This window comes from Thiomonas sp. X19 (assembly GCF_900089495.1).
Lineage (GTDB): Bacteria > Pseudomonadota > Gammaproteobacteria > Burkholderiales > Burkholderiaceae_C > Thiomonas_A.
In genome coordinates, this window is sequence record NZ_LT605203.1 from 978,009 (window position 1) to 998,672 (window position 20,664).

22 protein-coding genes and 1 pseudogene are annotated in these 20,664 nt (G+C 61.8%); 20 read left to right on the forward strand and 3 right to left on the reverse strand.

Annotation, left to right across the window (positions count from 1 at the left end; all coding sequences use genetic code 11):
* Positions 1-36 precede the first annotated feature (36 nt).
* The 9 genes from THIX_RS04550 (at position 37) to THIX_RS04590 (ending at position 9,833) form a co-directional block, all read left to right on the forward strand.
* On the forward strand, positions 37-762 hold the full coding sequence (locus tag THIX_RS04550; RefSeq protein ID WP_233224397.1) for a diphthine--ammonia ligase: 726 nt from the start codon (positions 37-39) through the stop codon (positions 760-762).
* The gene (locus THIX_RS04555; RefSeq protein WP_112488164.1) at positions 752-1,468 is read left to right on the forward strand and encodes a pyrimidine 5'-nucleotidase; all 717 of its coding nucleotides are present in this window, start codon (positions 752-754) and stop codon (positions 1,466-1,468) included. Before THIX_RS04550 ends, THIX_RS04555 begins: the two co-directional genes overlap by 11 nt.
* Entirely contained in the window at positions 1,438-2,082 is a 645-nt protein-coding gene (gene slmA / locus THIX_RS04560; protein WP_112488165.1) for a nucleoid occlusion factor SlmA, read from the forward strand. The genes THIX_RS04555 and slmA overlap by 31 nt, the downstream gene beginning before the upstream one ends.
* A 176-nt stretch (positions 2,083-2,258) precedes the next feature.
* A complete protein-coding gene (locus THIX_RS04565) occupies positions 2,259-2,987 on the forward strand; it encodes a TetR/AcrR family transcriptional regulator (RefSeq protein ID WP_112485258.1) in 729 nt (242 codons plus the stop codon).
* A gap of 50 nt (positions 2,988-3,037) precedes the next feature.
* Positions 3,038-4,837 (forward strand): acyl-CoA dehydrogenase C-terminal domain-containing protein, encoded by a 1,800-nt coding sequence (locus THIX_RS04570; RefSeq protein ID WP_112485259.1) that lies wholly within the window; start codon positions 3,038-3,040, stop codon positions 4,835-4,837.
* Between the two features lie 49 nt (positions 4,838-4,886).
* Positions 4,887-7,283 (forward strand): 3-hydroxyacyl-CoA dehydrogenase/enoyl-CoA hydratase family protein, encoded by a 2,397-nt coding sequence (locus THIX_RS04575; RefSeq protein WP_112485260.1) that lies wholly within the window; start codon positions 4,887-4,889, stop codon positions 7,281-7,283.
* A gap of 18 nt (positions 7,284-7,301) precedes the next feature.
* The gene (locus THIX_RS04580) at positions 7,302-7,727 is read left to right on the forward strand and encodes a PaaI family thioesterase (RefSeq protein ID WP_112485261.1); all 426 of its coding nucleotides are present in this window, start codon (positions 7,302-7,304) and stop codon (positions 7,725-7,727) included.
* 36 nt (positions 7,728-7,763) lie between these two features.
* Complete coding sequence (locus tag THIX_RS04585; protein WP_112485262.1) at positions 7,764-8,993, forward strand: acetyl-CoA C-acyltransferase; 1,230 nt, start codon at positions 7,764-7,766, stop codon at positions 8,991-8,993.
* A gap of 75 nt (positions 8,994-9,068) precedes the next feature.
* Positions 9,069-9,833, forward strand: coding sequence for an enoyl-CoA hydratase (locus THIX_RS04590; protein ID WP_112488166.1), 765 nt, complete (start codon positions 9,069-9,071; stop codon positions 9,831-9,833).
* Positions 9,834-9,866: 33 nt separating this feature from the next.
* Here the strand turns inward: THIX_RS04590 and THIX_RS04595 are convergent, their stop codons facing one another.
* Complete coding sequence (locus THIX_RS04595) at positions 9,867-10,343, reverse strand: tRNA (cytidine(34)-2'-O)-methyltransferase (protein WP_112485263.1); 477 nt, start codon at positions 10,341-10,343, stop codon at positions 9,867-9,869.
* 38 nt (positions 10,344-10,381) lie between these two features.
* Positions 10,382-11,098 (reverse strand): ComF family protein, encoded by a 717-nt coding sequence (locus tag THIX_RS04600; RefSeq protein ID WP_112485264.1) that lies wholly within the window; start codon positions 11,096-11,098, stop codon positions 10,382-10,384.
* 245 nt (positions 11,099-11,343) lie between these two features.
* On the opposite strand from THIX_RS04600, the gene THIX_RS04605 reads away from it, so the two are divergent.
* From THIX_RS04605 to THIX_RS04630, 7 genes and pseudogenes are all read left to right on the forward strand, one after another.
* Positions 11,344-12,147, forward strand: coding sequence for a methyltransferase domain-containing protein (locus THIX_RS04605; RefSeq protein ID WP_233224398.1), 804 nt, complete (start codon positions 11,344-11,346; stop codon positions 12,145-12,147).
* A 332-nt stretch (positions 12,148-12,479) separates the two neighbouring features.
* Complete coding sequence (locus THIX_RS04610) at positions 12,480-12,974, forward strand: DUF2244 domain-containing protein (protein ID WP_146748444.1); 495 nt, start codon at positions 12,480-12,482, stop codon at positions 12,972-12,974.
* 42 nt (positions 12,975-13,016) lie between these two features.
* Positions 13,017-13,853, forward strand: a pseudogene (coxB, locus tag THIX_RS04615) (cytochrome c oxidase subunit II); the annotation flags it as partial.
* Between the two features lie 89 nt (positions 13,854-13,942).
* On the forward strand, positions 13,943-15,571 hold the full coding sequence (ctaD, locus tag THIX_RS04620) for a cytochrome c oxidase subunit I (RefSeq protein WP_112485268.1): 1,629 nt from the start codon (positions 13,943-13,945) through the stop codon (positions 15,569-15,571).
* Positions 15,572-15,594: 23 nt separating this feature from the next.
* A complete protein-coding gene (locus tag THIX_RS23975; RefSeq protein ID WP_233224399.1) occupies positions 15,595-15,699 on the forward strand; it encodes a cytochrome oxidase small assembly protein in 105 nt (34 codons plus the stop codon).
* A gap of 67 nt (positions 15,700-15,766) precedes the next feature.
* Positions 15,767-15,961, forward strand: a complete 195-nt coding sequence (locus THIX_RS04625; RefSeq protein ID WP_112488167.1) for a DUF2970 domain-containing protein — start codon at positions 15,767-15,769, stop codon at positions 15,959-15,961.
* A gap of 16 nt (positions 15,962-15,977) precedes the next feature.
* Complete coding sequence (locus THIX_RS04630; protein ID WP_112485269.1) at positions 15,978-16,838, forward strand: cytochrome c oxidase subunit 3; 861 nt, start codon at positions 15,978-15,980, stop codon at positions 16,836-16,838.
* A 68-nt stretch (positions 16,839-16,906) separates the two neighbouring features.
* On the opposite strand, the gene THIX_RS04635 is transcribed toward THIX_RS04630, so the two are convergent.
* Positions 16,907-17,119, reverse strand: a complete 213-nt coding sequence (locus THIX_RS04635; RefSeq protein WP_112488168.1) for a twin transmembrane helix small protein — start codon at positions 17,117-17,119, stop codon at positions 16,907-16,909.
* 23 nt (positions 17,120-17,142) lie between these two features.
* On the opposite strand from THIX_RS04635, the gene THIX_RS04640 reads away from it, so the two are divergent.
* The 4 genes from THIX_RS04640 to cyoE all read left to right on the forward strand — a co-directional run bounded on the left by THIX_RS04640 (position 17,143) and on the right by cyoE (position 20,655).
* On the forward strand, positions 17,143-17,928 hold the full coding sequence (locus tag THIX_RS04640; RefSeq protein ID WP_233224400.1) for an SURF1 family protein: 786 nt from the start codon (positions 17,143-17,145) through the stop codon (positions 17,926-17,928).
* Positions 17,929-17,990: 62 nt separating this feature from the next.
* Entirely contained in the window at positions 17,991-18,575 is a 585-nt protein-coding gene (locus THIX_RS04645) for a hypothetical protein (protein ID WP_112488170.1), read from the forward strand.
* A gap of 128 nt (positions 18,576-18,703) precedes the next feature.
* Entirely contained in the window at positions 18,704-19,759 is a 1,056-nt protein-coding gene (locus THIX_RS04650; RefSeq protein ID WP_256359999.1) for a heme A synthase, read from the forward strand.
* Positions 19,756-20,655, forward strand: coding sequence for a heme o synthase (gene cyoE / locus THIX_RS04655; protein WP_112485271.1), 900 nt, complete (start codon positions 19,756-19,758; stop codon positions 20,653-20,655). The genes THIX_RS04650 and cyoE overlap by 4 nt, the downstream gene beginning before the upstream one ends.
* Positions 20,656-20,664 lie beyond the last annotated feature (9 nt).

Below are 20,664 nucleotides of genomic sequence, written 5' to 3' on the forward strand. Positions count from 1 at the left end.
CAAGCGGCGCCCGCCCCCCGAGGGGGTCGAGCAAGCTTGGGAGCGGCCCGGCGCCTGCTTGAGCGCCCGAAGGCCACCGCAAGCGGCGCTGCGCTGGCCTCCTGGAGCGGCGGCAAGGATTCGATGCTCGCCTTGCGCCAGGCGCGCGCGGCTGGGCTCGACGTGCGCTGGCTCCTGGCCATGCTCGACGAATCCGGCGAGCGCCTGCGCAGCCATGGCGTGCCTCTGGAGCTGATGCAGGCGCAGGCCGTGGCGCTCGGGCTGGAGCTGGTGGCGCCCAGCGCGAACTGGGACGACTATCAGGCCGTGTTCGCCGCCAAGCTGCGTGAACTGGCCGGTCGCGGCGCGCTGGCTGCGGTGTTTGGCGACATCGACCTGCAGCCGCACCGCGATTGGGAGGAGCAGGTCTGCGCCGCTGCCGGGCTGCGCGCCGAGCTGCCCCTGTGGGGCCGTCCGAGGTCGGAGCTGGCACGCGAGTTCATCGCCCTGGGCTACAGCGCCCGTGTGGTCTGCGTCGACAGCCGCCACCTGCCCGACAGTTTTTGCGGCCGATTGTTCGACACCGCATTCATCGACGCGCTGCCGCCGGGCGTGGATGCCTGCGGCGAGAACGGCGAGTTCCACACCTTCGTGTTCGACGGGCCTGGATTTGCCCAGGCCGTGGCCCATGCGGTCGCCGCCGTCGAACCGCACTTCGCACCGGCGCGCTTTGGTGGCGGACGCTATGTTTTCGCCCGCCTGGAGTGCGCCGATGCGGCGTGATGCCAGCCATGCACCGGCATGGTTGTTCGACATGGACAACACCCTGCACGATGCCTCGTGGCAGGTGTTCCCGCTGATGAACGCCGAGATGACCGCTTATATCCAGCGCCGCCTCGGCGTCGACCCGGCCGAGGCCGACCGCATTCGCAGTCATTTCTGGCAGCGCTATGGCGCCACGCTGCTGGGCTTGATGCACGAGCATGGCGTGAAGGCCGCGCATTTCCTGGCCGAGACCCATCGCTTCCCCGAGCTGCCCCGCATGCTGCGCGCCGATCCCAGCCAGCGTGCGGCTCTTCGCCGTCTGCCGGGGCGCAAATGGGTGCTGACCAATGCGCCGCGCGACTATGCCCTGCGGGTGCTGCGCCAGCTCAAGCTGCTCAAGTTGTTCGAGGGCGTCATCAGCATCGAGGACATGCGCCAGTTCGGGCGCCTGCGTCCCAAGCCCGACGCCCGCATGCTGCGCCATGTGCTGCGGCGCCACCAGCTGCGCCCGGCGCAATGCGTGCTGGTGGAAGATACTTTGCAGCACCTCAAGTCCGCACGGCGCCTGGGCCTGCGCGGCGCATGGTTCACGCGCTACGACCACCGTGCGCTGCGCCGCCAGCCCCATGCGGCGGCCAAGCCGAGGGCACGCCATGGCCGCCCAGCCTATGTGCGTGCGAGAATCGGCTCACTATGGCGTCTGCGTTCCTTGATCTCGCGTTGAATTCCGCTCCTGCGCTGGCGGCTTCGGCGCAGCCGCGCAAGCGCCCCAAGCCCGGCGAGCGGCGCGAGCAAATCCTCCAATGCCTCGCCGGCATGCTGGAGGAGCCGGGTACGGAGCGCATCACCACCGCCGCGCTGGCGCAGCGCCTGCAGGTTTCCGAAGCGGCGCTGTACCGCCATTTCGCCAGCAAGGCGCAAATGTTCGAGGCGCTGATCGAGTTCATCGAACGCAGCGTGTTCGGCCTGATCAACCAGATCACGCAGCAGCAGGAATCCGGCGCCCAGCAGGCGGCTCGCATCGTCCAGGCCTTGCTGGGTTTCGCCGAGAAAAACGCCGGCCTCTGCCGCGTCATGGCCGGCGATGCGCTGGTTGGCGAACACGCGCGATTGCAACTGCGCATGAACCAGTTTTTCGAGCGTGTCGAAGCCGCCTTGCGGCAGAGCCTGAAGCTGGCGGTGGAGCAGGGAGGCTTGGCCTCAGGCTTCGACCCTGCGCAGCGCGCCCAGCTCTTGGCCATCTATGTCTGCGGCTGTCTGCTGCAGTTCACGCGCAACGGCCCCGGCCGGCTGACTGCAGGCGGCGTCGAGCGCGCCATCGGCGTTCTGCTGGCGTGAGGACTTGCGGCATGCTGCCGCATTCCTGACATCCTTTGCACCGCATCGTGGCGTCAGCCGCCCGGTGCGCTGGCCCGTGCGCAGGCGGCCAAGCCCGGTTCGGGCGCAGGTTTGTGTTGACAAAACCAGCGGTTTCAGAAATAGTACGATCGTTCGATTTTTGAAGCCAAGCCGCCATGCCCCGTAAACCTGCATCCGCCGTCAGATCCGCCCCAAGGCTTGCTGCCGCCACGCGGGTCGTCGCCCCAAGCTCTGGCGAGCCTGCCGAGTTGCCGGGCAAGGGCCGCCAGACCCGTCAGGCGATTCTCGATTGCGCGCTGCAAATGGCAGGGCGCATCGGCCTGGAAGGGCTGTCCATCGGCATGCTCGCAGACCGCATGGACATGAGCAAGTCCGGTGTATTCGCCCATTTCGGCTCGCGCGAAGAGCTGCAGATTTCCGTCATTCGCCGCTACCACAGCCTGTTCGAGGCCGAGGTGTTCTACCCTGCGCTGGAGCAGCCGCGCGGCCTTCCGCGACTGCATATGTTGTTCGACCGCTGGGTGCAGCAGGTCAGCCGCGAGGTGGAAACCGGCTGCATCTACATTTCCGGCGCCGTCGAGTTCGACGACCGGCCCGGCCCGGTACGCGACGCCCTGGTGCTGATGGTGCAGACCTGGCACGACGCCCTGTTGCGCGCGGTGCTGCAAGCCATCGAGGTCGGGCATCTGCAGGCCAAGACTCCGGCGCAGTTGCTGACGTTCGAACTGCACGGCCAAATCCTCGCACTGCACCACGATTCGCGGCTGTTGCGAGCGCACGGTTGCGTCGAACTGGCGCAGCAAGGCTACCAGCGGCTGATCGGCCAATATGCCACCCCGACCGGTATGAAGCTGTTGCAAACCCTCTCCGGCGGCGGCGACTGAAACGCCGCCATCCGCGCGCCCACAACCCATACCCATTCCAGGAGACCACCATGCCCCAATACACCCCACCGCTGCGCGACATGCAGTTCGTCATGCACGAAGTGCTCGATGTCGTGCCCGCGCTGCGCGAACTTCCCGCCCATGCCGATGTCGATGCCGACCTCATCAACCAGGTCTGCGAGGAAGCTGGCAAGTTCTGCGCCGAAGTGCTGTTTCCCATCAACCTGAGTGGCGACAGCGAGGGCTGCCATTACGACCCAGCCACCCACGCCGTCACCACGCCCAAGGGCTACAAGGAGGCGTGGGCCCAGTATGTGGAAGCCGGCTGGCCGCTGCTGACCGCGGCGCCCGAATATGGCGGCCAGGGTCTGCCGCATCTGGTGGGCAGTGCCGTGCACGAAATGGAGAACGCCGCCAACCAGGCCTGGACCATGTACCCCGGCCTGACGCAAGGCGTGGTGGAGTTGCTTTCCGCGCATGGCAGCAAGGCGCAGAAAGACCTGTACCTGCCCAAGCTCGCATCGGGCCAGTGGACTGGCACCATGTGCCTCACCGAGCCGCATTGCGGCACCGATCTGGGCCTCATTCGCACCAAGGCCGAGCCGCAGGACGGCGGCAGCTACAAGCTCGCGGGGCAGAAGATTTTCATCTCCAGCGGCGAGCACGATCTGGCCGAGAACATCATCCACATGGTGCTGGCCAAGCTGCCCGGCGCGCCCGAAGGCAGCAAAGGCATTTCGCTGTTCGTCGTGCCCAAATTCCTGCCCGATGCCAGCGGCAACAAGGGCCAGGGCAACGGCATTTTCTGCTCCGGCATCGAGCACAAGATGGGCATTCACGGCAACTCCACCTGCCAGATCACGCTGGACGGCGCCACCGGCTGGCTGGTGGGCGAGCCCAACAAAGGCCTGGCGGCCATGTTCGTGATGATGAACGGCGCGCGCCTGGGTGTGGGCATGCAGTCGCTGGGCCTGACCGAGGTGGCTTACCAGAACGCCCTGGCCTACGCGAAAGACCGCCTGCAGATGCGCTCGCTCACCGGCCCGAAAGCGCCGGAGCAGCCGGCCGATCCCATCATCGTTCACCCCGATGTGCGCCGCATGCTGCTCACGGCCCGCGCCTGGGCCGAGGGCGGGCGCTTCCTCGCCTACTGGGTGGCGCTGATGCTCGACCAGGCCCACCTGCACCCGGACGAGGACGTGCGCAAGGATGCCGACGACCTGGTCGCGCTGCTGACGCCCATCGTCAAGGCCTTCATCACCGACAACGGTTTTGCCGCCACCAACGAGTGCATGCAGGTGTTCGGCGGCCATGGCTACATCCACGAATGGGGGATGGAGCAATATGTGCGCGACGCCCGCATCAACATGATTTACGAAGGTACCAACACCATTCAGGCGCTCGACCTGATTGGCCGCAAGGTGCTGATGGACAACGGCGCCAAGCTCAAGAAGTTCGGCAAGATCGTCGCCGCTTTTGTCGAGGCCGAAGGCGTGAGCGAGGCGATGCAGGAGTTCGTCAACCCCCTGGCCGACCTGGGCGACAAGGTGCAGAAGCTCGCCATGGAACTGGCGATGAAGTCGATGCAGAACCGCGAGGAAGTGGGCGCTGCCGCCGTGCCCTATCTGCGCGTGGTCGGGCATCTGGTGTTCGCCTACGGTTTCGCCCGCATGGCGAAGGCCGCGCAAGACAAACTGGCGCAGGGCGCAGCAGACCAGATCTTCTACCAGGCCAAGCTGCAGACCGCGCGGTTCTACTTCGCCAGGCTTTACCCAGAATCGGCCGCCGCCATCCGCATGGCGCGCAGCGGCGCCAAAGCCTTGATGGATACCGAGGCGGTGTTCGCCTGAACCTTGCCTCGCATCCAGCGACTCCATATACCCAAACCAAGGACCCGACATGACTTCCCGATTCCCGATTCGCCAGGTCGCCGTATTGGGCGCCGGCGTCATGGGCGCGCAAATTGCCGCCCATTGCATCAATGCCCGCGTGCCCGTCATCTTGTTCGACCTGCCCGCCAAGGACGGTTCGAGGAACGCCATCGCCGACAAGGCCGTGGCCAATCTGAAAAAGCTCAGTCCGGCTCCGTTCGGCCTGAATGACGACGCCGTGCAGCTTCGCACCGCCAATTACGAAACCGACCTGCCGCTGCTGGCGGGTTGCGATCTGGTGATCGAAGCCATCGCCGAGCGCATGGACTGGAAGCACGACCTGTACAAAAAGGTCACGCCGCATCTGGCACCGCACGCCTTGTTCGCCAGCAACACCTCGGGCCTGTCGATCACGGCCTTGAGCGAAGGCTTCGATGCGGACTTGCGCGCGCGCTTTTGCGGCGTGCACTTCTTCAACCCGCCGCGCTACATGCCGCTGGTCGAACTCATCCCCACGCCGGCCACCGCGCCGGAGGTGCTGGACCAGCTCGAAGCCTTCCTCACCACCACCCTGGGCAAGAGCGTGGTGCGGGCGCTGGACACGCCCAACTTCGTGGCCAACCGCGTCGGTGTGTTTTCCATCCTGGCGGTGATGCACGAGGCCGAGCACTACGGCCTGAGTTTCGACGTGGTCGACGACCTCACCGGCAGCAAACTCGGCCGCGCCAAGAGCGCCACCTTCCGCACCGCCGACGTCGTCGGCCTGGACACCATGGGCCATGTGATCAAGACCATGGCCGACACCCTGCCTGCGGACAAAGACCCGTTCGCCGCGCTCTACGCCACGCCGCCGGCGCTCAAGGCCCTGGTGGACAAGGGCGCGCTGGGGCAAAAAACCGGCGCCGGTTTCTACAAGAAAGTGGGCCGCGACATCCTGCGCTTCGACCCCAAGGGCGGCGACTATGTGGCGGGTGGCGGCAAGGCCGATGAGATCGTCGCGCGCATGCTGAAAAAACCCGCGGCCGAGCGCTTCAAACTGCTGCGCGAATCGACCAACCCACATGCGCAATTCCTCTGGGCCGTGTTCCGCGATGTGTGGCATTACATCGCCGTGCATCTGGGCGCGGTGGCCGACAACGCCCGCGACCTGGACTTCGCCATCCGCTGGGGCTTCGGCTGGAACGAAGGTCCGTTCGAGAGTTGGCAGGCAGGCGGCTGGAAGCAGATCGCCGACTGGATCGCCGAGGACATCGCCGCCGGCCGCGCGCTGTGCAGCGCGCCGCTGCCGGCCTGGGTGGCGCAGATCGATGCCGTGCACAAGCCCGAGGGTTCGTGGTCGGCCGCCGAAGGCCGCTACAAGCCGCGCCGCGAATTGCCGGTGATGGCGCGGCAGCTGTTTCCGCAAACCGTGCTCGGCGAGGCCGCGAGTGATCCTGCCAAGGCGGGTGCCACGGTGTTCGAGGATGAATCCATCCGCCTGTGGACGGCGCCCGGTTTCGACGACGTGCTGGTGGCCAGCTTCAAAACCAAGATGCACACCATCGGTCCCGGTGTGGTGGCCGGTTTGCACAAGGCGGTGGAGGAAGCCGAGCTTCGCTTTGCCGGCCTGGTGGTGTGGCAAACCGCCGAACCTTTCTCCGCCGGCGCCGATCTGCAAGCCATGTTGCCGGCCTTCATGGCCGGTGGCTCCAAGGCCATCGAGCCCGAGGAAAAGAAGCTGCAGGACGTGATACTGCGCCTGCGCTATGCCCAGGTGCCGGTGGTGGCCGCGGTGCGCGGCCTGGCGCTGGGCGGTGGCTGCGAGCTGGCCGCCTACACCGCGCGCCGCGTGGCGGCGCTGGAAAGCTATGTCGGCCTGGTGGAAGTGGGCGTGGGCCTGATTCCGGGCGGCGGGGGACTCACGTATCTCGCCCGTCGAGCCAGTGAGCTGGCGCAGGCCAATGGCGGCAGCGCCGACGTGCTGGCCTTCCTCAAGGCGCTGTACATGCAGCCGGCCATGGCGGCGGTGTCCAAGTCGGCCATCGAGGCGCGGCAGATGGGCTATCTGCTGCCGGAGGACGTGATCGTGCTGCACAAGGACGAACTGCTGCACGTGGCCTGCTCGCAGGCGCGTGCGCTGGCCGACAGCGGCTGGCGCCCGCCGCTTGCGGCGCGCATCACCGTGGCCGGGCGCAGCGGCACCGCCACCATCAAGAGCCAGCTCGTGAACATGCGCGACGGCGGCCAGATCAGCGCCCACGACTTCGCCCTCGGAGCCGCCGTGGCCGAGGTGATGTGCGGTGGCGAGGTCGATGCCGGCAGCGTGGTCGACGAAGCCTGGCTGATGCGCCTGGAGCGCGAACGCTTCTGTGCCCTGCTCGACAACCCCAAGACCCAGGAACGCATCATGGGCATGTTGCAAACCGGCAAGCCGGTGCGCAACTGAGCCCCTGGACGCCGTGCGATGAACACCATGCTCGATCTTGGCCGCGCCGTGCTGGCGCAGCAGCCTTTCAGTGCGCTGATGGGCGCGGAGCTTGTTGCCTATGAAGCCAACCGCGCCATCCTCGAATTGCCGCTGCGCCCCGAGTTGCTGCAGCAGAACGGCTTTGCCCATGGCGGCGTGCTGTGCTACTTGGCCGATAACGCCCTCACCTTCGCCGGCGGCAGCGCGCTTGGGTCCGCGGTCGTGACCTCGGAGTTCAAGATCAATTATTTGCGTCCCGCGCTTGGCGAGCGGCTTTGCGCCGAAGCCAGCGTGGTGCATGCCGGGCGCAGCCAGGCTGTTGTTCGTTGCGAGATTTTTGCCGCGCAGGGAGCGCAGCGCAAGCTGTGTGCCGCCGCCCAAGGAACCATCACCCACCTGGCTGAACCGCGCAAGCGGGGCTGAGCCAGATCGAACCCGTAGCCGAATCAGGAGACCCCTATGTCCCGCCAAGTTCAAGACGCTTACATCGTCGCCGCCGCGCGCACGCCCATTGGCAAATCGCATCGCGGCATGTTCCGCAACACCCGCCCGGAAGATCTGCTGATCGCCGCCATCCACGCCGCGCTCAAGCAGGCGCCGGGGCTGGATCCGGCCGCCATCGAAGACGCCATCATCGGCTGTGCCATGCCCGAGGGCGAGCAGGGTCTGAACATGGCGCGCATCACCGCGCTGCTGGCCGGCCTGCCGAATTCGGTCGGCGGGGTCACGGTCAACCGCTTCTGCGCATCCGGCGTCACCGCCATCCAGATGGCGGCCGACCGCATTCGCGTCGGCGAGGCCGACGTCATGCTGGCTGGCGGCGCCGAAAGCATGAGCATGGTGCCCATGAGCGGCAACAAACCCTCGTTCAATCCACTGGTGTTCGCCCGCGACGAGAACCTCGGCATTGCCTACGGCATGGGCCTGACCGCGGAGAAAGTGGCGCAGCAGTGGAAGGTGAGTCGCGAGCAGCAGGACGCGTTCGCGCTGCAATCGCACCAGCGTGCGATGGCGGCGTTTGCCGCAGGCGAGTTCAGCGACGAGATCGTGCCGATCGACATAATCGACCGCCAACCCGACCTGGCCAGCGGCAAAGTGGTCGAGCGCCGCCGCACCGTCAACCTGGATGAAGGCCCGCGCGCCGACACCTCGCTCGAAGCCCTCGCCAAGCTGCGCCCGGCCTTCGCCGCGCCCAAAGACCCCACGGGCAAAGCCACCGGCATGGGTAGCGTCACGGCGGGCAACAGCTCGCAAACGTCGGACGGCGCCGGCGCCCTCATCCTGGCGTCCGAAGCGGCGGTCAAGCGCTACAACCTGCAGCCGCTGGCGCGCTTCGTCAGCTTTGCCTCGCGCGGCGTGCCGCCCGAGATCATGGGCATCGGTCCGATCGAAGCCATTCCCGCAGCGCTCAAGGTCGGCGGGCTCAAGCTCGGCGACATCGGCTGGATCGAACTGAACGAAGCCTTCGCCGCGCAGTCCCTCGCCGTCATCAACACCTGCGGGCTGGACCCGGCCAAGGTCAACCCACTGGGCGGCGCCATCGCCCTTGGCCACCCGCTCGGTGCCACCGGCGCCATCCGCGCGGCCACCGCCATTTACGGCATGCGCCGGCACAAGCTGAAGTACGGCATGGTGACCATGTGCGTGGGTACCGGCCAGGGCGCGGCCGGCATTTTCGAGCTGGTCTGAGCCTCGGCAGGGCCTGTGCCCGCAGCCTTGCGCAACATCAATGCCTTCAACAACCATCCATCCGGAGCGGCCGCCATGTCCGAAATCCTCGCCTATCTTGAGCATGGCGTGCTGAGCCTGACCTTCAACCGGGTCGAGAAAAAGAATGCGCTCACCAGCGCGATGTACGCCGCGCTCGCCGACCAACTGGAGCAGGCCGCCGGCGACGTGCAAACCCGGGTGCTGGTCATCCAGGGCCAGGAGAGCCTGTTCACCGCCGGCAACGATGTGAGCGAGTTCCTGCAGCGCCCGCCCGCCAGCATGGAGGCGCCCGTGTTCCGTTTCCTGCGCGCCATCGCCGACTTTCCCAAGCCTGCCCTTGCCGCCGTCTGCGGGCCTGCCGTGGGCATCGGTACCACCTTGCTGCTGCATTGCGACCTGGTCTACGCAGGTGACAACGCACTGTTCTCGCTGCCTTTCGTCAACCTGGGTCTGTGCCCCGAGGCCGCGTCCAGCCTGCTGCTGCCGCTGCGCATCGGCCATGCGGCGGCAAACGAAAAGCTGCTGTTCGGCGAGCCGTTCACGGCCGACGAGGCGCAGGAACTGGGTTTGGTCAACCGCGTGCTGCCGCCGTCCGAGGTCAACGTCTTCGCCTTGCAACAAGCGCGCAAGCTCGCGGCCAAGCCGCTGGCTTCGTTGATGGTCACCAAAACCCTGCTGCGCCAGCCGCAGCGCGCAGCGGTGCATGCCATGATCACTGAAGAGGCGGCCCACTTCGAGCGCTTGCTCAAGGGCCCGGCAGCGAAAGAAGCATTCGGCGCTTTTTTGGCCAAGCGCAAGCCGGATTTCTCCGGGCTCTGACGCTTGTGGTTGGTGCTGTTGCGCTGACCGTGGTCAGCCACCACCTGCGTAACCACATTGCCGCCAGGCCTCGAACACCCCTACCGCGACCGCATTCGACAGATTCAGGCTGCGCTGCCCCGGGCGCATCGGCAGGCGCAGACGCTGCGGCGGCGCGAAGTCGTCCAGCACCTCGGCGGACAACCCGGCGGTCTCCGCGCCGAACACCAGCCAATCGCCGGGCTGGAAGCTGGCCTGCCCAAGCCGCGTGCCGGCGAACTTGGTGAAGGCGAACATGCGTGGCGCATCAGCTTGGTCATGTGCGCTGTGCCGCAGTGCGGCCCAATCGCGATGCACGCGCAACTCGGCGTATTCGTGATAGTCCAGACCGGCGCGCCGCAATCGCTTGTCGTCCAGCGAGAAGCCGAGCGGCTCGACCAGATGCAACGCGCATCCGGTGTTCGCCGCCAGGCGGATGACGTTGCCGGTGTTGGGTGGAATTTCGGGATGGACGAGGACGATGTTGAACATGAGGGCGCAAGGGACAGGGTTGCAGCGGTGGGCGACGCTCAGCCCGGTGGCGGCGTCCGCAAGGCGACAGCCACGCTGACCTCTGCTGCCCCTGCGCGCTGCAGCACCGAGGCGGCTTCACCCAGCGTGCTGCCGGTGGTCATCACGTCGTCGATCAGCACCACATGTTGAGCTTTCAATCGGCCTGGTGCGGCGAAGACGCCACGCACGTTCTTGGTCCTAAGCGCCAGCGGCAGGCTGCTTTGCGGTGGCATCTCGCGCACGCGCATCAAGACGTCGCTGCGCGCCGCGACGCGAAGCTCCCGAGCGAAAGTGCGCGCCATTTCCCATGCCTGGTTGTAGCCGCGCTGCTGCAGCCGCGAGGGCGACAAGGGGATGGGCAGCACAAGGCCGGGCAGGGGGTGGCCAGCGGCACGCCAGTGCGCGGCGAGCAGTTGGCCCAGCCAATGGCCGATGGCCGGCTCGTTGCCGAATTTCAGGCGCTGAATCAAGCGGTCGATGGGCACGCCATAGTCGCCCAGGGTCAAGGTGCGGATGTAGGGCGGAGGCGATCGCAGGCAGGCACCGCAGGTGAAGCCACCCGCTGCCAGCGCAAGGCCGCAATGGCTGCAGCGTGGCTCGATGCCACCGAGGTATTGGCCCGTGCAGGGTTTGCACAGCGTCTGGCGCGAGGGCAGGGCGCAGAGCTCGCACAAACCCGCCGGACGCAGGGCTGCGCCCATGCGTTCCAGCAGCGAGGCGGGCGTCGTTGGCATACGCGAACTATATTGCGCACCCAGATCTCTCCAGGAAACGCCGGGTCGTTCCCGCGTTTCCTGGACCCCCTCGGAGGCGTCCGCTTGCGGACTTCTGGGGCGTTCATCACTTCAAAGCTTCAGCGAGCCATATGTCCACGCCTCCCACTGCGCCGGTCCAGGGCCTGCAGCCTGGCACAGTTTCCGCGCGGGATCGGCTGGCCCGCAGGCCAGCGCCCTTCATCTGGCAAGAGGCCGCTCGCCGCATGGCTGAGCGCTTGCCGCTGCTCAAGTTGCAACCCCAGTCCGTGTTCGACATGGGCTGCGCCTGGGGCGATGGCCTTGCCTTGCTGCGTCAGCAATACGCTCAAGCGCAGATCGTCGGAGTGGAGCCATCGGCGTTGCTGGCCGATGCGGCGCGCAAGGCCTATGCGGGTCGAAGCTGGCTGCGCGGCCTGCGTGGTCAAGGCCGAACCCAGGTGATCGCGGCGCCATTGTCGGGGCCGATTGGCGCGCAGACAGTACTTCCTGCCGCGCAGATGCTGTGGTCCAACCTTGCCTTGCCTTGGGTTGCCGAACTGGACGCCATGTTCGCCGCCTGGCATCGCGCTTTGCTGCCGGACGGTGTGTTGATGTTCACCACGTTCGGGCCTGACACGCTGCGCGAATTGCGACGAGCGGAATGCCGCGATCTAGGCGTTATCCCACCCGCATACCCCGACATGCATGACTTGGGTGACATGCTGGTGCACCAAGGCTTCGCAGAACCCGTGATGGACATGGAGATGCTGCATCTGCGCTATGCCAGCCCCAAAGACGCGCTGGCCGAACTCGCCGAGTTGGGAAGGCCGGTACACGCGGCCGTTGCGCATGGTTTGCGTACGCCCCGGCAGTGGCAAGCCTTGCAGCATGCGCTGCTCAACCAGGCGCAAGCGGCGGGTCGCACAGAAGTCGTGCTCAGTTTCGAGCTGGTCTACGGTCATGCATTCAAACCCGCAACCCAACCAGTTCGCGCGGGTGTGGCCAGCTTCCCACTGGAGCAATTGCGGGCGACCGGGCGCAAACGCTGATCGGCACCAATGTTGGCCTTCTGCTTGGCGTCAATACGGGGAAATTCCCGAAGCCGGGCTGGTGCCTTGCTGGCATGATGCGAGGCGGTGGCAAATGACGTGCTTTGCCTCTGTACGCGCAAGATTGTTGTATCTGAGGAACGTGATGAGTGGCGAGCGGTGTTGATTGTGAGCAAAATCAGTGCAAATGACCCCATACCCCCCGCCATGGCAGGGCTCCATCTCTATAATTCGACGCTAATACGTTTGTGCTGGATTGGTGTTGAGCAAGATCAATACCTAGAAAGAGGTTGCAGTTTTTCGGCGTCTGCAAGCGAAACGAGGTGATCCACATGGCTGCGCAGTTGGTGAGCACCCTCGATTTCGGCCTGCTCGGCGCACCATCTGAGCAAGATGGTGCGCTGGTGTGGCTGTTCAAGCGCAACTGTTCGATCAGTCCCAAGCAGTTGCTCGGTTTTTTTGTCTCCCTGGCGCTCGTCTCGTCATTCGTGGCGCTGATGTGCTGGGAAGGCGGCGCGACATTGGTGCCGCCGTTTACGGTGTTGGAGCTATTGGCGTTTGGCGCGGCGTTGTATGTCTATGCGCGCCACGCGGCGGATCGCGAACGGGTGACGGTATCGGCGCAGTCGCTGGTGGTGGAGTGGGAGAATGCCGGCCGCGTCGAGCGGGCCGAGTTCAACCCGCGGTGGGCGAGAATTGTGGTGAACGAGAAGGGCATGGTCGAAATTTCAGGGTCGGGCAAGCAGGCTTTCATGGGCCGCTACACCCGGCCCGATCGGCGCGAGAAATTGGCTCGCGATTTGCGCCGTGCATTGCTGGCAGTTTGAGCCAAACTGCTCGAACCATTTCAAAACTAGGTGACATCCAAGATGAAACAGTTGAAGTACTACCTGACTGCGGCCTCGGCCCTGTTCGTCTCCACGGCCTTTGCCGATCAAAGCCTGCCGGGCGGTCCGCAAGTCAACGGCATCGATTTCCAGCATCCCGTCACCAGCATCGCGCGTGACGAGCGCGACCTCAACTACATGGTCATGCTCATCTGCCTGGCCATCGGTGTCCTCGTCTTCGGTGTGATGTTCTATTCGGTGTTCAAGCACCGCAAATCCAAGGGGGCCGTGGCTTCCCAATTCCACGAAAGCACCACAGTCGAAATCGCCTGGACCATCGTTCCGCTGCTGATCGTGATCGCCATGGTCATCCCCGCGACCAAGACCGTGGTGGCGCAGCAAAACGTCTCCGATTCGTATCTCACCATCAAAGTGACGGGTTATCAGTGGAAGTGGGGCTACGACTATGTCGACGGCCCCGGCAAGGGCATTTCGTTTTATTCCACGCTCACCACCCCGATGTCGGAAATCTACGGCAACGCCCCCAAGCCCAACAACTACCTCCTGGCTGTTGACCATGACTTGGTTGTGCCAGTCAACCAGAAGATTCGCATTCTCACCACATCCATGGATGTCTTGCATGGTTGGTATGTGCCATCGTTCGGGGTGCAGATGGACGCCATCCCCGGCTTTATTCGTGAAACCTGGTTCAAGGCCGATCAAGTGGGCACTTACTACGGCCAATGCGCCCAGGTTTGCGGCAAAGGCCATGCCTTCATGCCGATCGTGGTCAAGGTTGTATCCCTGCCGGATTACGCGGCATGGGTCAAAACCGAGCAAGCCAAGTTGAAGAAAGATGGCGGAGCGCTGGCGCCGTCAGGCGCGACAAGTTGAGCGTCGCCCGATTTAGCCGTCTTGACCCAATAACGATCTTAATAATTAATGTATTTTTGCTAGGAGTGTGCAGCATGAGCGCAGTGCTTGATCCAGTCCATGCCCCAGCCCACGGCGGGGATCATGCCCATGACCATCCGCACGGGTGGCGCAGATGGGTGTTCTCCACCAACCACAAAGACATCGGCACGATGTATCTGGTGTTCGCGCTGTTCATGCTGTTCGAGGGCGGCATTCTGGCGATGGGCATCCGCGCAGAACTCTTCAAGCCGGGGATTCAGTTCCTGAATCCCCAGTTGTTTCTGTCGTTCTCGACGATGCACGGCATCATGATGATTTTCGGTGCCGTGATGCCCGCCATGGTGGGCTTCGCCAACTGGATGATTCCGCTGCAGGTCGGCGCGCCCGACATGGCTTTTCCGCGGCTCAATAACCTGAGCTTTTGGATGCTGATCCCTGCGGCCATTTTGCTCACATCATCATTCTTCGTCCCCGGCGGAGCACCTGATGTCGGCTGGACGCTCTATGCGCCGCTGACCATTCAGCAAGGGATGGGCATGGACCTCGTGATTTTTGCGATTCACATCATGGGTGCCTCATCCATCATGGGTTCCATCAACATCATCGTCACCATCCTGAACATGCGCGCTCCCGGCATGACCTTGATGAAGATGCCGCTTTTTTCATGGACCTGGCTGATCACGGCTTATCTGCTGATTGCCATCATGCCGGTACTGGCCGGCGCGGTGACCATGACACTGACCGACCGCCACTTCGGAACCAGTTTCTTCAGCGCTGCCGGCGGCGGCGACCCCGTGCTCTACCAGCATCTGTTCTGGTTCTTCGGGCATCCCGAGGTTTACGTGATGATTTTGCCCGCTTTCGGCATCGTTAGCGCTGTGGTGCCGACCTTCGCCCGCAAACCACTGTTTGGCTACAGCTCGATGGTCTATGCATCGGCTTCGATTGCCATTCTCTCGTTCATCGTGTGGGCACATCACATGTTCACTGCTGGCATGCCTGTCACTGGCCAGTTGTTCTTCATGTACGCCACGATGCTGATCGCTGTGCCCACGGGCGTTAAGGTGTTCAACTGGGTTGCCACCATGTGGCGCGGTTCGATGACTTACGAAACGCCCATGCTCTGGGCCATTGGGTTCATCTTCGTCTTTACCTTTGGTGGTTTCTCCGGGCTTGTGCTGGCGCTGGCACCGATCGATACCTATGTGCATAACACCTACTACGTGGTCGCTCACTTTCACTACGTCTTGGTTGCAGGCTCGCTGTTCGCCATTTTCATGGGCTACTACTACTGGTCGCCCAAGTGGACGGGATTGATGTACAACGAAACAGCGGGCAAGATCCATTTCTGGGCTTCGATGATCACTTTCAACGTGACCTTCTTCCCGCAGCATTTGCTGGGCCTGGCTGGCATGGTGCGTCGCTACGCTGACTACCCGGTGCAGTTCACCGACTTCAACATGATTTCCTCGATCGGCGCTTTCGGCTTCGGTCTGTCACAGGCATACTTCCTGTTTGCCGTTGTGATTCCGATGTTCCGCGGCCAAGGCGAGAAAGCGCCACAACGCCCTTGGGATGGAGCTCATGGCCTGGAATGGGAAATTCCTTCACCAGCCCCCTTCCACACTTTTGAAACACCACCCAAGCTCGATGCCACTGCAACTAAAATTCTCGGTTATTGAGATTGTTTGTGGGCAATCATGACATGTCTCCCGAAAAGCGCCGCCAAAACCTGAGATTGGCACTCGTGCTCCTTAGTATCGTGGGCGCGCTTTTCCTCGGTTTTGTTTTCAAGTGGTCATTTTTGTGATGATATTTGAATAATATTGGTATCTCGCCATCCGTGCTTGCATAAAAGCGAATTCAGGGTCGCTGAATTGCGTAAATTCCTCTCGGCATTCAAGGCTATTGCCTGGGCGTTTCTAGGCATCCGCAAATCCAAAGATCGTGAGAATGATTTTGCGCAACTTAATATCCTTCATATAATCATTGCAGGCTTGATCTCGGCGGCAGTATTTATCGGCATACTCATCAGCATCGTACATTGGGTCGTACTCAAATCGAATCCATAAGGAAGAGGAAGGCAATATGTCCACACACGCACAGCCAAAAGGCTATTTTTTGCCAGGTCCATCGGCATATCCTGCCATGGCAGCAACTGGCGCGCTTACGATGGCGTTCGGATTGACATTCTGGTTCAACGGCATCCCCCACGGCGATCTGTTATTTTTTCTTGGCCTTTTCTTTTTCATATTTACCAAATTCCGCTGGTTCGGGAAAACAATTTCAGAAAGCGAGGCTGGCAAACATAATCTCGCAGTTGATACGTCCTTTCGTTGGAGTATGAGCTGGTTTATTTTTTCCGAGGTCATGTTTTTCGCGTCATTTTTTGGCGCGCTCTATTATTCCCGAGTCTATTCGCTGCCGGATCTTTCGGCTTTACACAGCAAAATTCTCTGGCCAGTTTTCACGGGGGCTTGGCCCAGCGTGGGCCCCGCAGGTCTGATTCCAAGCATCAAAGAGGCCATGGATCCTTGGCCCATCCCGACAATCAATACGGCTTTGCTGCTGTCCTCGGGCCTGACGTTAACGATTTCTCACCACGCTCTTCGCGCAAGTCACCGGAAAAATGCAATTTTCTGGATGGTGCTGACCCTGATACTGGGCTTCACATTTTTATTATGCCAAGCCTATGAATATCATCATGCCTATGAAGTTTTAGGCATCAAGCTGTCATCGGGTATTTATGGTTCGACCTTTTTCATGCTGACCGGCTTCCACGGATTCCATGTGTTTTTGGGTGGAACCATGCTGTCGGTCGTTCTGTTTCGACTCATCCGCGGTGACTTCACAGCCGAACATCACTTCGGATTCGAGGCAGCGGCGTGGTATTGGCACTTTGTCGACGTGGTCTGGTTGCTGCTCTACGTCTTAGTCTATTGGCTCTGAATCGATTCGCCACCATGAAAAAACGCCGCAGCAAGCGGCGTTTTTTCGTCAAGTTTAACGGTACAGGCTTACTGACCCGAAACTGGAAAATCTGCTGGATGAATCCAGCCCATTTTGTAACTAATAATGATGAAGAGGAATAACAAAATGGAAAAGCCGATCCGGAATGTGAGTGCATTGACGGCGCGGTTAGTTTTGCCCTTGTCCTTCATGACGAAATACAAACCAGAGAATAGACTGGCCAGGATCAGAATGAAGGCGATGACGATGACGATTTGCAAGTTGAACTCCTTCATCTAATTTGATGTCTACGTCGATGCTCCCGCCATTGAAGTCGCCTGCGCCAGAGCCCCTGCTCAAGACGCGGGAAATCGTGACGTTGATTCTGGCACTGGCTCTGATCGTGGCGACGGCTTTGCTGGGGCGGTGGCAACTCCATCGGGCCGAGTACAAGAAGGCCTTGACGGCGCGCATCGCCGAGCGAATGCAAGCGACGCCGATCATCCAGACCGGACATGCGCTTGATTTTAAGCCCAATGAATGGCGTCACGTCATCGCTCGTGGCGAATATGCCACCGGCTGGACCATTTATTTGCAAAATCGTCAACACAATGATCAGCCTGGATTTTGGGTGCTGACGCCGTTGCATATCACGGGAAGTCAGATTTATGTCATGGTGATGCGTGGCTGGGTGCCGCGTAACTTCGACGCCATCAATTTATTGCCGAAAGTGAAGACGCCACAGGGGATGACGCAAGTTGATGGGCGCATAGCACCGGCACCCTCGCAGTGGTTTTCTTTCGCGCCCGACCCGCCTGGGGCAGTGATCCGTCAAAATGTTGAGCTCGCTCAATTTGCGAAATATCACAATATCAAGATGCTGCCCTATGTCATTCAGGAAATGGGGGGCGAAAAGGATGGTCTTGTGCGTAATTGGCCACAGCCCGATGTCGGCATGTACACCAATTATGGTTATGCCTTTCAGTGGTATGCAATGACCGCGCTTGGCTTGGGCCTCACCATTTATTTTCTGGGAAAGCGCGTGCGCGACCGATCCAGATCTTTAACCCGTAAGGAGTTGCATTCGTGAGTGAAAACTCGACCACAGCCGGCCAAATCGGCCCTCAGGGAGAGAAGCCACACAAGCGGAGCATGTTCACGTTCTGGATGGTCGTATTGGTCACGGCCGCGCCATTCGTTGTGAGTACTTTTTTTTTCTTCGTCCTCAAACCTCAAGGTAAGCCGCCATATGGCGAACTGATCCAGCCGCAGCGACAGGTCCCGCAACTTCAACTGACGACCCTGACCGGTAAATCGGTCGACCTGCGCAAATACAACGGCTATTGGTTGATGATCGTCGCAGGACCAGCGGCCTGCGGCAAATCCTGCCAGTCACTGCTCTACGACATTCGGCAATTCTTCATTGCAGCCGGAGATGACCGTTATCGTGTCGCACGCATCTGGCTGGTGACGGATTCCGGCCCCGTCAACCCTGGAGTATTCGAGCCCGCTGAGGGCACCGTCATCCTGCGTGCTCAGCCCGATCAACTCAAGCAGTGGTTGCCACTTGCGCCCGGGGAGCATCTTGAAGGGCCGATCTGGCTGGTCGATCCGCTCGGAAACTTGATGATGCGTTTTCCCTCCAATCCGGACCCGCTGAAAACCTTGTCCGTGTTCAAGAAACTGCTCTATAACACCGCAGGGTGGAAAGCCAAGCATCTGGAGCCTTTGCCATGAGCGCAACCCTGAACACCATGACCAATCTGTCCACTGCAGTTCCTACCGTATGGTCCTTCTCACTGCACTGGTTGCAGGCTGGTATGTGGGTGGGCGGGCTGGTGCTGATCTTGTGGGCAGCTTTCCGCATGCGCTGGCCCAAGCTGGTCGCGCTGCTGGTATTCCTCACCATGGATCTCGTGATGTTCGGCGCTTTCGTGCGCCTGACCGACTCAGGCCTCGGCTGCCCAGACTGGCCTGGCTGCTATGCCCATTTCACGCCAGCGCAGGCGCATCACCAAATCAATGAAGCCGTGGCCGAGCAGGGCGGCACGCAAGGCAATGTCAGTCCATTCAAGGCTTGGGTCGAGATGATCCACCGCTACGTGGCCACCATCATCGGCACGCTCATCCTGGCCATGGCCATTCGCGCAAGCTGGGCTCGCAAGCATGGCAAGCAGATTGCTTTGGGATTGCCATTTTTATTGCTGGGCTGGGTCATCTTGCAGGGGTTGTTCGGCGCCTGGACCGTCACGCTGCTTCTCACGCCTCTGATCGTGACTCTGCACCTGATGGGAGGCATCATCCTGCTGATGCTTGCGGTCTGGTTCTGGATGCAAAATCGGTCCGATCTGCCGAAGGTTTCCACAACTGTGCTCACGCAGACCTTGGTGTGGGCCGCCATGCTGACGATGCTGTGGCAAATTTTCCTGGGTGGATGGGTCAGCACCAATTACGCGGCTTTGGCCTGCACTGGTTTTCCGACCTGCAACGGCAGTTTCCAGCCCGATGCCAATTGGGCGCAGGGCTTCACCTTCTGGCGCAACCTGGGAGAGAACCCCAATGGCTCGGCCATCTCCTTGCAGGCGCTGGTTGCCATTCAGTGGGGACATCGTTTATTCGCAGTTTTGACGTCCATCATCGTGCTTGCCGCCACCTGGCGCATGAGCCGCTATCGCGAATTGCGCAAACTGGCTCTGTGGATTTCTGGCCTGCTGTTCGTGCAGATCGCCCTGGGCGCCAGTGTGGTGATTTTTGCCCACCCCTTGGAGTTGGCCGTCGCTCATAATGGTGTCGCAGCCTTGATGATGCTTTTGTTGACTATCGCTGTTTATCGGGTCAGCCGTCCCGAATCGCGCAGGCTCGTCATTGACGATGCAGCGCTTGCTCCCGTCACGCTTCAACGCGCACACGTCAAGCCATGAAGACCTCCACCCTGCCTCGCCCTCCCGGGCTGCTCCATTCCATCAAGCAGCTCTATGCCCTGACCAAGCCGCGCGTGGTGCAACTCATCGTCTTCTGCGCCGTGATCGGCATGTTTCTTGCCGTGCCGGGCTTGCCCGAGTGGAGGCCGCTGGTCTTCGGCACCCTGGGTATCTGGCTGGTCGCCAGTGCAGCGGCTGCATTCAATTGCCTGGTGGAACAGAAGATCGACGCGGTGATGCGCAGAACATCCTGGCGCCCTTCGGCGACAGGTGAATTGGGCACATCGTCCATCATTGCCTTTTCTGGCGTTTTGTGCGCGGCTGGGATGCTGCTGCTCTACACCCAGGTGAACGCCTTGACGATGTGGCTCACCTTGGGCACTTTCATCGGTTACGCCATTGTCTACACGGTGCTGCTCAAACCAGCGACACCGCAGAACATCGTCATCGGTGGAGCCTCGGGAGCCATGCCGCCTGTGCTGGGTTGGGCCGCCATGACCAATCACGTCTCGGCGCAGGCGCTCATTCTGTTCCTCATCATTTTTCTGTGGACGCCGCCACATTTCTGGGCTTTGGCTTTGTACCGAACCGACGACTATAAAAAATCCGGACTTCCGATGTTGCCGGTGACGCATGGATCCGAATACACCCGGCTTCAAGTCTTGCTCTACACCCTGGTGCTCACGGCCGTGTCGCTCATGCCGTTTGCCATGCATATGAGCGGGCTGGTCTATGCCATTGCCGCCGTGGTACTCGACGCCATTTTCATCGCCTACGCCTGGGAGCTCAAGCAACGCTATAGCGACTGGCTCGCACGCAAGACGTTTCGCTATTCCATCGTCTATCTGTCCTTGTTGTTTGCAGCGATGCTGCTGGACCACTACACCAAAATTTAATTCTGGGAA

Bases quoted from the DNA above. Each gene is read 5' to 3' on its own strand.
- THIX_RS04575 (WP_112485260.1), top strand. From the start codon at position 4,887: ATGACTTCCCGATTCCCGATTCGCCAGGTCGCCGTATTGGGCGCCGGC.
- THIX_RS04555 (WP_112488164.1), top strand. From the start codon at position 752: ATGCGGCGTGATGCCAGCCATGCACCGGCATGGTTGTTCGACATGGAC.
- THIX_RS04645 (WP_112488170.1), top strand. From the start codon at position 17,991: ATGTTCACGTTCTGGATGGTCGTATTGGTCACGGCCGCGCCATTCGTT.
- THIX_RS04585 (WP_112485262.1), top strand. From the start codon at position 7,764: ATGTCCCGCCAAGTTCAAGACGCTTACATCGTCGCCGCCGCGCGCACG.
- THIX_RS04565 (WP_112485258.1), top strand. From the start codon at position 2,259: ATGCCCCGTAAACCTGCATCCGCCGTCAGATCCGCCCCAAGGCTTGCT.
- THIX_RS23975 (WP_233224399.1), top strand. From the start codon at position 15,595: ATGTCTCCCGAAAAGCGCCGCCAAAACCTGAGATTGGCACTCGTGCTC.
- THIX_RS04595 (WP_112485263.1), bottom strand. From the start codon at position 10,343: ATGTTCAACATCGTCCTCGTCCATCCCGAAATTCCACCCAACACCGGC.
- THIX_RS04640 (WP_233224400.1), top strand. From the start codon at position 17,143: ATGTCTACGTCGATGCTCCCGCCATTGAAGTCGCCTGCGCCAGAGCCC.
- THIX_RS04605 (WP_233224398.1), top strand. From the start codon at position 11,344: ATGGCTGAGCGCTTGCCGCTGCTCAAGTTGCAACCCCAGTCCGTGTTC.
- THIX_RS04650 (WP_256359999.1), top strand. From the start codon at position 18,704: ATGCGCTGGCCCAAGCTGGTCGCGCTGCTGGTATTCCTCACCATGGAT.
- cyoE (WP_112485271.1), top strand. From the start codon at position 19,756: ATGAAGACCTCCACCCTGCCTCGCCCTCCCGGGCTGCTCCATTCCATC.
- slmA (WP_112488165.1), top strand. From the start codon at position 1,438: ATGGCGTCTGCGTTCCTTGATCTCGCGTTGAATTCCGCTCCTGCGCTG.
- ctaD (WP_112485268.1), top strand. From the start codon at position 13,943: ATGAGCGCAGTGCTTGATCCAGTCCATGCCCCAGCCCACGGCGGGGAT.
- THIX_RS04610 (WP_146748444.1), top strand. From the start codon at position 12,480: ATGGCTGCGCAGTTGGTGAGCACCCTCGATTTCGGCCTGCTCGGCGCA.
- THIX_RS04580 (WP_112485261.1), top strand. From the start codon at position 7,302: ATGAACACCATGCTCGATCTTGGCCGCGCCGTGCTGGCGCAGCAGCCT.
- THIX_RS04590 (WP_112488166.1), top strand. From the start codon at position 9,069: ATGTCCGAAATCCTCGCCTATCTTGAGCATGGCGTGCTGAGCCTGACC.
- THIX_RS04600 (WP_112485264.1), bottom strand. From the start codon at position 11,098: ATGCCAACGACGCCCGCCTCGCTGCTGGAACGCATGGGCGCAGCCCTG.
- THIX_RS04570 (WP_112485259.1), top strand. From the start codon at position 3,038: ATGCCCCAATACACCCCACCGCTGCGCGACATGCAGTTCGTCATGCAC.
- THIX_RS04630 (WP_112485269.1), top strand. From the start codon at position 15,978: ATGTCCACACACGCACAGCCAAAAGGCTATTTTTTGCCAGGTCCATCG.